The sequence below is a fragment of the Parabacteroides massiliensis genome (genome assembly GCF_900155425.1).
GTDB classification, from domain to species: Bacteria; Bacteroidota; Bacteroidia; order Bacteroidales; family Tannerellaceae; genus Parabacteroides; species Parabacteroides massiliensis.
In genome coordinates this window covers 414,489-429,485 of sequence record NZ_LT700191.1, presented here as the reverse complement: position 1 = coordinate 429,485, position 14,997 = coordinate 414,489, and the positions used below count along the sequence as shown (strand labels likewise).

8 protein-coding genes and 1 pseudogene are annotated in these 14,997 nt (G+C 42.2%); 2 read left to right on the top strand and 7 right to left on the bottom strand.

Annotation, left to right across the window (positions count from 1 at the left end; all coding sequences use genetic code 11):
- Positions 1 to 181 precede the first annotated feature (181 nt).
- Positions 182 to 1,645, bottom strand: coding sequence for a SusD/RagB family nutrient-binding outer membrane lipoprotein (locus tag BQ9893_RS12770; protein WP_075966383.1), 1,464 nt, complete (start codon positions 1,643 to 1,645; stop codon positions 182 to 184).
- Positions 1,646 to 1,666: 21 nt separating this feature from the next.
- Complete coding sequence (locus BQ9893_RS12765) at positions 1,667 to 4,900, bottom strand: SusC/RagA family TonB-linked outer membrane protein (RefSeq protein WP_075967370.1); 3,234 nt, start codon at positions 4,898 to 4,900, stop codon at positions 1,667 to 1,669.
- 879 nt (positions 4,901 to 5,779) lie between these two features.
- Here BQ9893_RS12765 and speA point away from each other — a divergent pair.
- Both speA and BQ9893_RS12755 read left to right on the top strand, forming a co-directional pair.
- Positions 5,780 to 7,672: a biosynthetic arginine decarboxylase gene (gene speA, locus BQ9893_RS12760; protein ID WP_075966382.1), complete on the top strand. Its 1,893-nt coding sequence runs from the start codon at positions 5,780 to 5,782 to the stop codon at positions 7,670 to 7,672.
- A 341-nt stretch (positions 7,673 to 8,013) separates the two neighbouring features.
- Positions 8,014 to 10,242 (top strand): CRISPR-associated helicase/endonuclease Cas3, encoded by a 2,229-nt coding sequence (locus tag BQ9893_RS12755; RefSeq protein WP_075966381.1) that lies wholly within the window; start codon positions 8,014 to 8,016, stop codon positions 10,240 to 10,242.
- Positions 10,243 to 10,760: 518 nt separating this feature from the next.
- On the opposite strand, the gene cas2 is transcribed toward BQ9893_RS12755, so the two are convergent.
- The 5 genes and pseudogenes from cas2 to cas5c form a co-directional block, all read right to left on the bottom strand.
- Positions 10,761 to 11,051: a CRISPR-associated endonuclease Cas2 gene (gene cas2, locus BQ9893_RS12750; RefSeq protein WP_075966380.1), complete on the bottom strand. Its 291-nt coding sequence runs from the start codon at positions 11,049 to 11,051 to the stop codon at positions 10,761 to 10,763.
- 4 nt (positions 11,052 to 11,055) lie between these two features.
- A pseudogene (gene cas1 / locus BQ9893_RS12745) lies at positions 11,056 to 11,556 on the bottom strand (CRISPR-associated endonuclease Cas1); the annotation flags it as partial.
- A 33-nt stretch (positions 11,557 to 11,589) separates the two neighbouring features.
- Positions 11,590 to 12,456, bottom strand: coding sequence for a type I-C CRISPR-associated protein Cas7/Csd2 (gene cas7c, locus BQ9893_RS12740; RefSeq protein WP_075966379.1), 867 nt, complete (start codon positions 12,454 to 12,456; stop codon positions 11,590 to 11,592).
- 12 nt (positions 12,457 to 12,468) lie between these two features.
- Positions 12,469 to 14,220 (bottom strand): type I-C CRISPR-associated protein Cas8c/Csd1, encoded by a 1,752-nt coding sequence (gene cas8c, locus BQ9893_RS12735; protein ID WP_075966378.1) that lies wholly within the window; start codon positions 14,218 to 14,220, stop codon positions 12,469 to 12,471.
- On the bottom strand, positions 14,217 to 14,897 hold the full coding sequence (gene cas5c / locus BQ9893_RS12730) for a type I-C CRISPR-associated protein Cas5c (protein ID WP_075966377.1): 681 nt from the start codon (positions 14,895 to 14,897) through the stop codon (positions 14,217 to 14,219). The genes cas8c and cas5c overlap by 4 nt, the downstream gene beginning before the upstream one ends.
- Positions 14,898 to 14,997: the final 100 nt, after the last annotated feature.

The window sequence follows — 14,997 nt, the reverse complement described above, 5'->3', positions numbered from 1 at the left end:
TAAAAGGGTCGTATCAAGCTCTGTATGGAGTAATGATACGACCCTTTTGGGGATCTTTTAGGATGCTCAAATTTCAAATTATAAGTTCATCTTTTTAATAATTGAGTTTTGACACACCCTCCAATAATAGTTATAAAAAGTGTGTCCATGTTTTGGTCTGATATAATTAGCTATTAAGTGATCAATTATTAGGAGCGACATCCCACCATACGCGTGTGTCGTCTGTATCCGGGCCCTGCAGGGCAATAGCTATATCGTAGTTGTCTTTGTTCGAATTGAAATCCGGCGTATCGTAGACTTTACGATATGGAATATGCAGGGCTGTAGATCCAGGACCCGGCTTCAGTTTGGGGACATTCAGGCGGCGCCAGTCCGACCAAGCTTCAAAACCATCTTGCATGAAGTTGGCCAACCAACGTTGCATGGCTATTTTTTCTATCTTTTCGCTTGTAGAACCCGTAAAGGCGATTTGAGGCTGTGCGATATATTCGTCGGTTTTATCTGATAGGCCATACTGGTCGAATGATGCGGCAATGCCTTTTTGGTATAGTTTTTCTGCATCGGCTGAAATCCACCCTCTCAGGGCCGCTTCTGCTTGGATTAACAGGATATGGGAAGGAGAAATGATTACCATTGGCGAATTTTGCTTATAATAACGTTCGTCGAAGATGGCTGTCGTATTGGTGTAATTGGGCAACTCACTGATGGTGATGCCGAACGGTATCCCTTCATATTCCCCTTCGCTGTTGGGGTCGGCATAAGCTTCGAGGCGTGGGTCTTTATAGGCAATCAGCTGATCTAACAGTGTTTTAGATGGGGCGAAGTCTTCTCGGCCTTGTACGACGATATTGTTGTATAAAGGATTTTCGTTAGCCGACTCTGCCAGATATTTGTATTCTAACCGTTCTGTGTTATCTGTCATGCCTCCATCTGTATATGCCCGGCTGAAACGTTCTTTACCTGTGTCGGGAGCGACATCTGACAACTTGATTGCCATCATCATACGGATAGATGCATTCAGCTTTTTCCAATAGCTGATGTTTCCGTTATAGAGTATGTCATAATCTTTGCTTAATGTTCCGTTTTCATTAAACTGTGAATAAGCTTCTGCCAACTCTTTATCCAGATCCGTGTAAATAAATTCTTGCGTATCATATTTAGGAGTGAAATTGCCATCGTCGCCTTTCAGGGCTTCCGAGTAGGGAAGCATACCTAATGCATCTGTCAAGTGCATATAAATGAATGCACGTAATGTACGGCAAGCTGCTATTTGGTTCTCAGAGCTCCCTAAAGAAACGACGTATGATTCGTTTCGGGTTGTTTCATCTGTATTTAACTTGATGATTGTTTCTAAATTTCGCAATGGTTCTGTATAGAAAGTCCCGATGCCGTAGTTGGATTGTAGGAAAGTTGAATGCTGGATGGTCTTACGTTCCGACAAATATTGGGGATACAATTGATTCCAAGGATTGTAAGTCCCAGTCAATGTGAAATTCGGCATAGTTTTACATGCGTATGTAAACATAAAACTCGCATTTGGTTGGGACGGATTGTTGGGATCTATATTGGTGTCTCCGAAATCTCCGCAACCGGATAATGTTATAGCGCAGGTCAATGCGCATGTCAAAGATTTTATTTTGTTCATATATAATTCCTCCTTATAAATTTAGAATGTAAGATTTACTGTGAAGCCAAACGAGCGGGTTGCTGCGGCTTGGCCATTTTCCAAAAATCCCCAATAAGCATTTCCTGCTTCAGACGGATCGATGTTGGGTACGCCGGAATATATCAACCACGGATTTTGGGTAACGAATGCTATGCTTGCTTTTTTGACTCCTGTGCGTGTTTTTTTCAGGAAGACAGATGGAACGTCGTATGTCAACGACAGTTCGCGTAATTTTAAGTAGCTGGCATCGTATACATAGTCTTCAAACAATGTGGATTTCATGCTTTGGAAATAATACTGGGCATCGATATAGGTCGTTGTAGGGCTGTAAGAGCCATCGGCATTGGCTACGACGCCATCCAAACGGACACCTCCACCTTCTGACAACGGGTTACGGATCGGGTTGCCTTTGTCGTTCAGCCCGGTTGTAGAGGATAAAATTCCGGAGCCTTCTCCGTTTTCATTGGTAAAGGACGCAATGTTGCCACCGATTTGGAAGTCGAAAGAAGCGCCTAAGCGGAAATTCTTGAAACGGACAGAAGTTGTAAATCCTCCGGTGAAGTCTGGTTGGACGTTGCCAAGTTCTTTTTCTGCATTTGATTCCATTCCTGGAATATATTCACCATATTTGGCTACCTGGTCAGGATTGGTCAGTTTGTGCAGAATTAAATTTCCGTTATCGTCTCTTTCCCAGCCAGATCCTCGGATTACACCGATCGGTTTGCCTACTTCTGCATATGTATAGATATAGGTCATCAATCCCATATAAGTGATCCGGTATGAATCCAGCCCGTCGGCCAATTCTTCCAGTGTGTTGTTGTTCTTCGAGATATTGGCATTGATTTCCCATCCCCAGTCTTTTGTTTGTATAGGAGCACCGCCTATGCTGAGTTCGAACCCTCGGTTGCGAATCAAACCTGCATTCATTTTGCGGCTGGTATAACCACTGGCGGGAGTCGTGTTGACATTGATGATTTGATCTTTTGAATCACGGTTGTAGAAGTTGAAGTCTCCCCATATCCGATTGTTCAGAAATCTGAATTCCGTACCGATTTCGTAGGAAGTTGAAATGGTCGGCCTGATATACGGATCTTTGAGATTCGCATCGTTCCACATATTGGACAATGAACCGTATTTGATTAATGTACCGGAACTGTTTTTTACTTTATAGGTCGGATATACGTTATAAGCACTCATGGTTGAACCGACCTGTGCCATGGAAGCACGTATTTTCCAGAAACTAAGCCACGGTGCCGCATCTTTAAACCAGTTGCTGGCTATCGCTGCAACGGAAACACCTCCGTACAGATAGCTGTTTTTGTCGGGGTGTAATGTGGAGGTCCAGTCGTTACGCAGGGAAAAATCGAAATAGTAAGTGTCGTCCCATCCGAGTGTTCCGGTTCCGTATATGCTTTGTTCTTTCATCTCTGTTTTGGATGTGCTGCCACCCGGAAGTCCTATCGAGCCTGCCGTAGAGAAAAAGTCGTCTTGTGTCAGGCCATCACGAGTGAAAGCGGTAGTAACCTTATAAGTGTAATTTCTGTTTTCAAGGAAAAGAACTGCATCTACGGACAGACGGTCGTCAATAAAACGGTCGCTCCAAGTCAGACGTCCTTGTACCTGTAGATCAATCAAAGAATTTTGTTCTTCTTCCAGACGAGGAACCTGATCAAGAAAGTTGAATGGCATTTCGAAATCCTTGAAGTAATTACGGATATTTCCGTTCATTCTGACTCCTGCTTTCAAATTCCATGGAAGATCGAGTTGGGCATCAGCACTGAACACATTCCACTGATAAATTTCGGTTTTGTTGATCTCGTTGTATAAGGCAAACGGATTGTCATGAAAGTTGGCATCGGTGTTTGTCGGGCTTTTGATGTTCCATGCATAAAATGTACCATCCGGTCGTTTGTAGTTACGCAGATCGTTTATGTCGAGGTTTGTTTGCCCCCATTGCAAATAGGAGTAAAGCACGTTGCCTTCTCCTCCATAACCTTCTTTGGCTGCATTGTGGTTCTTGCGGTATGTATATTTATAATCTAAAGAAACCGTCAGGCGGTCTACCGGTTTGAACTGCGTTTTTGCAGAAAGGAAACGGCGGACAGCATCACTGTTAGGGGCGATACCGTCACGGGCTGAATTTGTAAAAGATATGCGTGTCATATAATCTTTGCCTGAGCGTGCGAAAGAGAGGTTTGTCGTATTGGTTAGGCCTGTATCGAACAAGTCATTCGGATCCATTTTATACTCCCATTTTGCTGTTTGCCCGAACTTGGGGTGAGTTGGGTCCCAAGCATACCAGGGTGCATATTCTCGACCATCGAAAGCGGTGCCCCAACTGGCATCTGAACCGTAATCGAAATATTTCACGCCGTTCAATTGTTGTAAATATTCCGGATGTTTGCCGGGGTCATAATTGAATGTGTACATTTCTCCTTTCGCACCGAGGTTGCCACCACCGTAATCTTTTTGGATATCTGCATGGATATAGGGTTTTTCCCAAGAAATAGTATGGCTCACATTAAATTCCATATTATCACCTTTTATTCCTTTTGTGGTGATGATAATGGCTCCGTTGCCTCCACGGGCTCCATATAGTGCAGTTGCTGCCGGACCTTTCAGGACATTGACAGACTCGACATCGTCCATATTGATTGCATTGGCATTTGAGATAACTCCGTCAACAACATATAGCGGCTCTGATCCTGTTACATCTGTCAAGCCGGTTGTTCCACGCAATACTATTTTCCCTGCATCAAATGTTGCACCGGAACCGCCCATATAACGAATTCCTGAAATCTTGCCAACTAAAGCATTATTGAGGTCAGTTTGTCTGACGGCTTGAAGCTCTTCTGCTTTGACTTGTTGGGTCGCATATCCTAATGATTTCTCTTTACGGGTCAATCCTTGAGCCGTAACGACAACCTCATCCAGATTTTCCACATCAGATTGTAAAACGACTGTGATAACGGGTTTTACTCCGACTTCCTGAGTTTTCATTCCTACGAATGAAATTTGAAGAACTTTTGCATTTGGCGGGACTTCTAAAGTGAAATTTCCGTCATAATTTGTTACTGTACCTAACGCAGTACCTTTGATTACAATGGAAGCTCCGATAATAGGTAATCCATCATCTCCAGAAGTAACCGTCCCCGTCACTTTTACGTTTTGGGCAACGATCAAGCTAATTCCTATTAAGGAAAATAGCAAGATAAAAGTTAACTTTTTTACCATAATATACATTCTTATATTTAATATTAAACAAATTTGCAATTACCGATGATGATTTTGTTGTACCATAGTCTCAGTAGAACTGCGGTGTAGTGAAAAATGGAAGTTTCTGTCGGTTGATAGATTTCTGTTGTTTGTTGTAAGAAAAAAGTAAATTTGTGGTTTGTATTTGTTGTATTATTTGAAAATCAAGCTGTATGGGTGATTTGTGAGTAATGATCTGATCTATCGTTAAATACTATACTATAGGAAGGTTTGTTGTATAATTAAAAATGTTGTATATCATTGAGGGGAAAAAGTATATTGATGCAAGTGTGTTATAATTAAATGTTTAGTGTGGTTTAAAAATAATATCTTGCCTCTTTTGGGTATAAAACGGTAAAAAGTAATTATCAATTAACTTTTTAGTTTTAATAAATTAATTAATTTTGCATCGTGTGGCGTTTAGCATAACAAATGGAAGTTTGGGAAGATAAAACTTGTAATTCTTGATTTTCATAGTTAAGGTACTTGATGACTAATTTCTGTTATGTTCAAATATTGTATATAGTTCTACTGAGACTATGGTATATGAATTACGGATTTATATGCCATAGTTTTTGATTATTAACGTATAATGGAATAATTCGGTAGTAGGATGTCTTCGGTTGGAATAGTAAAATCCATAAAAGAAATATAGACGCTAATGATGTTTAAAAAGGAATATCTTATATTGTTTGAAATGTTTCTTGGCTAAATCTGCCATATTTATATATCTATTGCTTATATTTACAACCATTTTGATGGATAGCTCGTCGATAAACATATTGACTTGTAACGTCTGAAACAATATCTGTTTATTTATTCCAAATACAAAAATGTGTTTTTTGCACTGAAAAAGAGATGAGAAAATGGCGTATTGAAGACTCAGAAGAACTCTACAACATAACAGGTTGGGGTACTTCGTACTTTGGTATCAATGACAAAGGTCATGTAGTGGTAACTCCTCGTAAAGACGGCGCAGGTGTAGATCTGAGGGAGCTGGTCGACGAGTTGCAATTACGGGATGTGGAGGCTCCTGTACTGATTCGTTTCCCGGATATTCTGGATAACCGTATAGAAAAGATTGCGAACTGCTTCAAGCAGGCTTCTGATGAATATGGTTATAAGGCGCAGAATTTCATTATCTATCCCATAAAAGTCAATCAGATGCGTCCGGTGGTGGAAGAGATCATCGGCCATGGCAAGAAGTTCAATTTGGGATTGGAAGCCGGTTCCAAACCCGAACTCCATGCGGTGATTGCGGTCAACACGGATTCCGATTCTCTGATCATCTGCAACGGCTATAAAGATGAAAGCTATATCGAACTGGCTCTGCTGGCACAGAAAATGGGTAAACGGATTTTTTTGGTTGTCGAGAAGATCAACGAGTTGGTTCTGATCGCCAAGATGGCCAAACAACTGAATGTCCGCCCGAATATCGGCATCCGCATCAAGCTGGCCTCTTCCGGTAGCGGCAAATGGGAAGAGAGCGGAGGAGATGCCAGCAAGTTCGGCCTGACATCGAGCGAGTTGCTGGAGGCGCTCGACTTTTTGAAAAAGAAAGACCTGGCGGATTGCTTGAAGCTGATCCATTTCCATATTGGCAGCCAGGTGACCAAGATACGCCGTATAAAAACAGCTTTGCGCGAAGCGTCGCAATTCTATGTCCAATTGCATGCGATGGGCTTCAACATCGAGTTTGTGGATATAGGCGGCGGCCTGGGAGTCGATTACGACGGGACCCGGTCCTCCAATAGCGAGAGCAGTGTCAATTATTCCATCCAGGAATATGTGAACGACTCCATTTCCACCCTGGTCGATGTCAGCGACAAGAATGGCATCCCGCATCCGAATATCATAACGGAGAGCGGACGCTCGCTGACGGCCCACCATTCCGTTTTGATATTTGAGGTGCTGGAAACGGCCACGCTCCCCGAAATGGACGAAGACTTCGAAGTGAGCGAAACCGACCATGAGCTTGTGCATGAATTGTATGAGATTTGGGATAAGCTGAACCAAAGCCGTATGTTGGAAGCCTGGCATGATGCGCAACAGATACGCGAGGAGGCATTGGACCTGTTCAGCCACGGCATTGTCGATTTGAAGACCCGTGCCCAGATCGAACGTTTGTACTGGTCGGTGACGCGTGAGATTAGCCAGATAGCGTCCGGACTGAAACATGCTCCGGATGAGTTTCGCAAGCTGGACAAGCTCTTGGCCGATAAGTATTTCTGTAATTTCTCGCTTTTCCAGTCCTTACCGGATTCGTGGGCGATCGATCAGATTTTCCCGATCATGCCTATCCAACGGTTGGACGAACGGCCGGATCGGACGGCGACTTTGCAGGATATCACTTGCGACTCGGATGGCAAGATTGCCAACTTTATTTCGACACGCAATGTTTCACATGATCTGCCGGTACATTCGCTGAAAGGAAAAGAGGCCTACTATATCGGTGTCTTTCTGGTGGGAGCATATCAGGAAATTTTGGGAGACATGCACAATCTCTTCGGCGATACGAATGCCGTGCATGTAACGGTCGACGAAAAGGGCTATAACATCGATCAGGTCATCGATGGAGAAACGGTTGCCGAAGTGCTCGACTACGTTCAGTATAACCCCAAAAAGCTGGTGAGGACGTTGGAAACCTGGGTGACCAAGTCTGTAAAGGAAGGCAAGATCTCGGTTGAAGAAGGCAAGGAGTTCCTTTCCAACTATCGTTCCGGTTTGTATGGATATACCTACTTGGAGTAATGAACCGAATTACGAAGCCGCAATCGCTTCACTAAAAAACTAAATAAAGTAGATTATTGTTTTTTCATTGGTTAAAGTTAAGAGTTAGTGTAGGAGGCTGCCGGATGTGAATCCCGCAGCCTTCGTTTTTTATCTGAATGAAAGATGTTATGAATAACTATTGTTTATGCTGTTATATTTTATACCTTTAGCACAGACGCGATAATACTGAGACAGGATGGCGGTAAGATACAAGCTGACAAAAATATTTGCCATTTGCAATGAAGTAATGTTTTATTATATAGCTATTTATAAGTCGCTATTGTAAATGGCGAATGGATAGTGGAAAATTGTTATATGAAATGATGAAAGAACAAGATTTTATAGCACATGTCAGAGTGGAGGAAGGCACTTTCCGGATACAGACGGTGAAGGAACACTCAGTCGGTACGGCCGCGTTGAGCGAATCGTTTGCATCTGTTTTCGGGGCAGCGGCTTGGGGAAAGCAGAATGGCTGGTGGCATGATATGGGGAAATATACAAAGAATAGTTTTCAACCTTATATCCGTAGCGTGTCCGGCATGGCGGTGGAACAGAAAGTGGTGGATAAACCCGACCATTCCTCGGCTGGGGCGATTTTGGCGAGAGAAAAATTGCCGGGTTATTATCCTCCATTGGCTTATTGTATAGCCGGACATCATTCGGGATTGCTGGACTGGACTTCTTCCGGGGAGGCCAATTTGAATAGACGTCTATCTAAAATAGATTGTTACCAGGAGATGCTGAAAGATGCACCGGTAGAGATGCAAGAGGTGGTTGCTTCGTTAGACCAGCCTTTGATTGGTGATTTTGAGAAGGATATACATCAATGGATTCGCATGTTGTTCTCTTGCCTGGTTGATGCCGACTACTTGGATACGGAGCGGTTTATGCATCCGGAACAGGCCGCCAGGCGTGGGCAATATGATTCTATGGAAACGTTGAAGGATCGGTTTGATGCCTATATGGAATCGCTTACGGCAAATGCGCCTGCTTCTTTCATCAATGAGAAGCGGGCGGCTATCCTGTCCCGTTGCCGGAAGATGGCCGAGAGCCTTCCCGGCTTTTTTAGCCTGACAGTTCCGACGGGTGGGGGAAAGACATTGGCGTCGATGGCTTGGGCGCTCCTCCATGCTGTTCGTTACACAAAAAAACGGATTATTATCGTTATCCCTTATACGAGTATTATTGTACAGACGGCTGCCGTGCTCCGGGATATTTTCGGAGCGGAGAATGTGGTGGAGCATCATAGTAATTTGCAACAGGATAATGACGACGAACGATCCCCTTCTTTGCTGGCAACGGAAAATTGGGATGCTCCGATCATTGTGACGACAAATGTGCAGTTCTTTGAATCGTTGTATGCTTGCCGCACTTCGCGATGCCGGAAATTGCATAATATCTGTAACTCTGTTGTTATTCTGGATGAGGCGCAGATGTTGCCGGTTGAGTTTTTGCACCCCATACTGGATGTTTTGCAGAGCTTGCAAGCCTCTTTTAAAGCCAGCATTTTGTTTACTACGGCCACATTACCCGTTTTTTCCGGTCGTATCGGAACTGGGCTGGAGGCTTTTGACGGACTGAAAACTCCCGTGACAGAAATTACTTCTGTGCATGATAATTTGTTTGAGGCTTTTAAACGGGTGGAGCTGCATTGGCCGAAACCAGGCACAACCACTAACTTCGATGAACTTGCCGACGAGCTGTCGGGGTATGATCGTGTGCTATGTATTGTAAATACTCGTAAGGACGCGCGAGAGCTTTACCGGCGAATGCCTGAAGGAACTTTACATTTGTCGCGTATGATGTGTTCCGCGCATATCATGGAAGTTATAAAATTGATCAAACAGAAATTGAAGGACAATGAACCTGTCCGTGTGATAAGTACGCAGTTGGTTGAAGCCGGGGTAGATATTGATTTCCCTGTAGTATACCGTGCTTTTGCCGGTCTGGATTCAATCATACAGGCGGCAGGAAGATGTAACCGGGAAGGCAAATTGAATCATGTGGGTAAATTGGGTCAGGTTTTTGTCTTTAATTTGGAGAATACTCTTTTGCGTGGTTTGATGGGAAAGGGAGCGGCTGCTTTGCGGGAGATACTGTCTGTTTCCGATGGGAGTGACTTGTTTTCTCCGGAGTGTATGGCTCAATATTTCAGCTTATTCTATGGCAATTGTAACACCTTTGATAAGGCTGATATAAAAGGTCTGTTATATAAAGGTTTTGCAGAAATGCACTTTATGTTTGCAACTGCTGCAGAGAAGTTCCGGTTGATAGACGATAAAGACTCGGTATCCATCTTGGTCGGCTATGGTGATGGCGCAACCTTACTGGAAGAACTGAAGCGGATTGGCCCGGAATTTTGGTTGTTACGTAAGCTACAGCAGTATAGTGTGTCCATTAGAAAATGGGATTTCGAACAGTTATGTAAACAGGGAACAGTGGGAGAGTATGCTGGGATTTTTATATTGGAAGATGGAAGGTGTTATGATGAACGAGCCGGATTGGTTTTGGACGGTGCTTGGGTAGAGGAACTACTGTTGGTGCGATAGGTGTTACAGATTGAGTTGGTTATAATAGTGCGTTTGGATTGAAATGTGTCTGAATTGCAACAATAACACTACCGTCGCACCCGTAAAGGATGCGACGGCTATGACACGTGTATCAACTTCTGGCCAATGCACGTACCTATATAAGGTACGACGCTGAACGCGAAGTACGGCGAGCACGGGCTGATGTTTCAATCCACGTACCTATATAAGGTACGACTCCTGATAACCGGATAATACTAAAGCCGATATAGTTTCAATCCACGTACCTATATAAGGTACGACGAGGACGATAAAGATGCAGAAAGTCCCACTGTGGTTTCAATCCACGTACCTATATAAGGTACGACTGCATTGCAAATAATGCTAACATTTACAGTCTGTTATCAATGCCTTTATGCGATAATAAACTTTTTGGATTCTTTATTGATGAAATAAAACTAATAGGTGTGTTTAATAGGTTAATAATCAATGATTGCGAAACCTTCAGCTTTTTGCTAATGCTTAATGTTCGCAAACAGTTATATTATAAGTTCGTCTTCTACATTATAGGATGTGACGACGCCTATGTATTCAACTCTTTTAGAATAATTATTTCCCAAGAAATAGAAACGGATACTATCTTTTTTATGATCGATGATATCCAATAGTTTTAATCTTAACTCGGTAAATTGAGCAGGCGAGACAGAGCATTCAAAAACGGAATTTTGGACGCGTTGGCCATAATTCAGGCATTGACGTGCTACCTGACGTAACCTGCGCTGTCCGTCGGAAGTCATCGTTTCTACGTCATATGTAACTAGAACATACATAAACTTACTTCATTAAAAAGACCGGATAATTATCTAAATCGTTTCTCAAAAAACGAGCTAAAAGCATCGCCTCTTTTCTGATATCTTCATCCATTACAATCCCGTTATCTCCGTGTTCGACAAAACCCTTACCGGATATCTGTTTACGATTAATTAAAGACAAAACCAACCTGTCTGCTAAGTAGGCTCGTAACTCTTCCATCATATCTAATGCTAAACTCGCTCTTCCAGGTCGATCGGTATGTAAAAAACCTACGTATGGATCAAGTCCTACTGTTTCCAATGCAGATTGTACCTCATGATTCAGCAATGTGTAAACGAATGACAATAGGGCATTTACTTTGTCTTTAGGTGGCCTTCTGTTCCTCTCGTTAAAAGGAAAATCCTCACGTTGCGATATGATCATCTGGTTAAATACAGAGAAATAAGTTGTAGCGGCTTCTCCCTCTATACCTCTTAATGTATCGGAGGACTCAGCAACTAAAGCCTGATTCTTTGATCTCTTTTACTTTTCAGATACGGATAAAAACAAGGATAACTATATCATGTCCAAAACTTCTACTCCTTCCGGCAGTTTATCCTTGTCGATGGTAACAATATAATCGTCGAACGAACGGGGTGGGCGTTGGTCATCCTTGAGTTGAACCTTCACTAAACCGAATAAAGAATGAGCTGGAGCATTACCTAATGCGGTACTGTGTTTGAATACGATCAATTTGCGGGCATTCATCATTCCTCTGGCTGCTGAATGGTCATGATCGAACATGTTTTTCAATGAATCCCAGAATAAGTTCAGATCCTCATCATTGAATCCGGTCTGTGCGGCTAAATGAGCGGAAATAAATCCGTTAGCTTTATATAGTCCGTAAGGAACTGTAAATTTACGTCCCATAGTGCGGTTATCTCCACTCTGTTTTTTAGCTTCTTCCTCCGTAGCCACAGCCATACGGGTTATACTATGTTCGGCGGTAACAATCGGACTGATGGAACGGGCAAAAGTAAATTGGATAGGCCCACGAACCTGTCCGGCGTTTTCACCAGTACTTAGTACGGCTCCAAATGTCCTTATGTCATAAAAGTTTCTGCACATCCATTGCCGGGCAGCCTCTGTTTTATCTCCCTTCTCTTTTATATCTTTAACCCCTTCCTGTTTATGCGCTTCAGTGATCAGATTATTCAATACCGCTTTCTCTTTAATGAATATATCATACGGTCTTTCTCCACCTTTTACTATTTGGACAAAGTTCCGGACTTTACGTTTCAGGCAGACATCGGAAACCAGACCTTCTCCTGTTTCCGGATCAACTCTGGGTAAGTTTCCGGCATCGGGATCACCGTTCGGATTACCATCCTGTACATCAAATAAATAAATGAAGTCATAACGATTTTTTATTGCAGTTTCCATATTTGTATACTATTAATTTTTTTCTTTGTCTGTTGTTTTATATAAATCTTCTCTTTGATGGTAATAACCGATTGCGAAACGGGACTGGTCATCCATCGATAAATACTTAGGTAACCCGTTACTATCCAGGTTGGTGATAACACTTTGCAATAATTTTTCATAATAAACAGATTTCCCGATATCAAATTTTGCAAGGTGGTGTCTGGATAAAGACAACAAGCGGCCGAATACAGTTGTCGGGGTTGTCGACGCTGCACCATAGTAACGCTCTTTGATCGTAGAATTTGCTCCTGGGATAGCATCACTCTGGATCTTTTCAAGGATAGCAAACAAGCGGCCACATAAGTACGCCTGGTTTTTATTTTCTAAATCTAATGCCATTTGAATTTCTTTAGGTGGATTATTATGATTTCTGAATTTTCTATTTAAGTAGGCTTTGAGTATAGCGGCTCTTATCGACGTTATATTTCGGTCTGCTTTGATTCGTATCAGACATTGCATCTGCAATGTGGTCGGATAGGGTTGGTTATCCCATATGCTTTGACTTAAATCGCTGGCTAAACTGGGAGGCAGATTTTCCATTTTATTTAAGGACGCAACTTGGGTCAGTAAGTTGAATAAAGAAAAATAGGCTCTTTGATTCTTGCTTTTAATGATTTCCAAGTCCTTAAAATGTTGTCTGATGTGACTGGCAAATTCGCCTACTGTTCCTTGTCGCCAGAATCTAACGGAGATACGGGCGGCATTAGGAGATAAACCTAATACGTAAAAGGGAGTTTTGTCCTCATCATTCAATACTCCCGAGAATGGGGACTTCAAGAAGTCTCTGATAACTTCCGTGTTTTTATCCGGATCATCTTTGGGAGGAGATGTAAATATGAAACAGAAACATTGCTCTAACTTTGTCGGTTTCTGAGACCAGAAAACAACGGATGTGTCATGCAAGCGATATTTGTTAGAGGAATCTTTTCCCAATAAAGAATTTAAAGCTGTGGTATAAGCAGCTTCCGCTTCTTTTGAAATAGGTGCGTTCATACCTTGCTCTTTATAATAAGAATCGTAACCTGATTTCTTTTGAAAGCCAACCAGTTTAGCTCCGCTCTTACCTCCGGGTATGGCTATGGCACTATTGAGTATGGCTATCGGAGCCTTTTTCCCGGTGATGAGGCATATCCCTGTTGGTTCATCTTTGTCGGAACAGTCTTCTATGGATGATGTTACATCCGGATTTGCAGCCACGATAGTATTGTTTCCTGCTACTTTAAAGGAGATGTTTGTCCCGTCTTTTTTGATACATTCTTCCCATAAAGGGTCCATTTTTATACGTTGAAGATTATCAGGATTATCGTAAAATTTGGCTACTGCTTGAATCTCTTCATTGGAAGGATACATTTCGGCAAGCCGTCTGACTTCCTGAATAAAGGTTTTATTTTGTTTAGCGGCATCGTCCAGTGCTTTTGGCATTCCTTTATCATTCGTATTTTTAGGTTGGGCTAACACATATCCGAAATGGTCCCAAAAGACATTAGCCGTTTGCCAACTGTTGCTGCCGGGACGTCCTTTACTTTTGACAACCAGATATTTTTTTGCTCGTTTCTGTTTTCCTACCCCCTCAGTGGTATCCTGTAGTTCTAAAAATTTCCCTTTTTTATCTATCAGAATAAGATAAGGTATTTCTTTCCATTCTAATCCATGGGGAGCAATGGTACTCCCCGGATCAGCAGCTTTACGCTGGTAGTATTCGTATAATGCTTGCAAAATCATCGGCGTACCTCCTCACTGTTAATGGATGGAACGATCAAGACTCCTTGTTTCATTATGGCCCTGAAGAACATTGGCTTTGGATCTTTTTCGTTTGTGAAATCCATATCATATAGCATATATCCTAAATCACGATCTTCAGGTATTCCGTCTCCTTTTACCGGATTTTCGATGTATGTGAAATCTGCGGAGAACTCACGGCAACCTAAATAGGGTTGATTGAAACATTGCCCCTTTTTAGCTCTACGTTCGAACATAGCATTATATTTGCCTGGATTTTCGTCAGAGAACTTTGATGCCACTTTCAATTTATTTTCTTTTGCTCTATTTCTTATAGGTATAAATTCCAACTCTGCAAAAATTCTATAGCAAACATTTTTTAGTAGCAAACTGGATTTTTGTTGCCGATTATCTTCGATGAATAACCCGGATGAACGGGGACTCATTAAACTTCCAACCTCATTTCTTTTCATGGAAAACCATCTGATTGGATTTAAGACTTCTATTCGGGTAACATTCCATTGTATGGCTGGTTTCCAAAATATAGATTCGAAAATGGCTCGGGCAGCAGAAGGCGTTATTATGTCGTAGCTAACTCTTTCGACTTTCATCTCCGGACGGGTAAAGCAGGCCATGCTTCCTTTAACCTCAAGACAGTATTCTTTATTTGTATATACCATATGTTTAGGTTAACGTAATATAAGGTGTTTATGCTTTGAGTTATAAGGTCTCTTTATAACTCCTATCCACAAAGATATATTTTATTCTTTAACAAACAAA

Coding starts and splice junctions, on each gene's coding strand:
- BQ9893_RS12770 (WP_075966383.1), bottom strand. CDS start 1,645: ATGAACAAAATAAAATCTTTGACATGCGCATTGACCTGCGCTATAACA.
- BQ9893_RS12765 (WP_075967370.1), bottom strand. CDS start 4,900: ATGGTAAAAAAGTTAACTTTTATCTTGCTATTTTCCTTAATAGGAATT.
- speA (WP_075966382.1), top strand. CDS start 5,780: ATGAGAAAATGGCGTATTGAAGACTCAGAAGAACTCTACAACATAACA.
- BQ9893_RS12755 (WP_075966381.1), top strand. CDS start 8,014: ATGATGAAAGAACAAGATTTTATAGCACATGTCAGAGTGGAGGAAGGC.
- cas2 (WP_075966380.1), bottom strand. CDS start 11,051: ATGTATGTTCTAGTTACATATGACGTAGAAACGATGACTTCCGACGGA.
- cas7c (WP_075966379.1), bottom strand. CDS start 12,456: ATGGAAACTGCAATAAAAAATCGTTATGACTTCATTTATTTATTTGAT.
- cas8c (WP_075966378.1), bottom strand. CDS start 14,220: ATGATTTTGCAAGCATTATACGAATACTACCAGCGTAAAGCTGCTGAT.
- cas5c (WP_075966377.1), bottom strand. CDS start 14,897: ATGGTATATACAAATAAAGAATACTGTCTTGAGGTTAAAGGAAGCATG.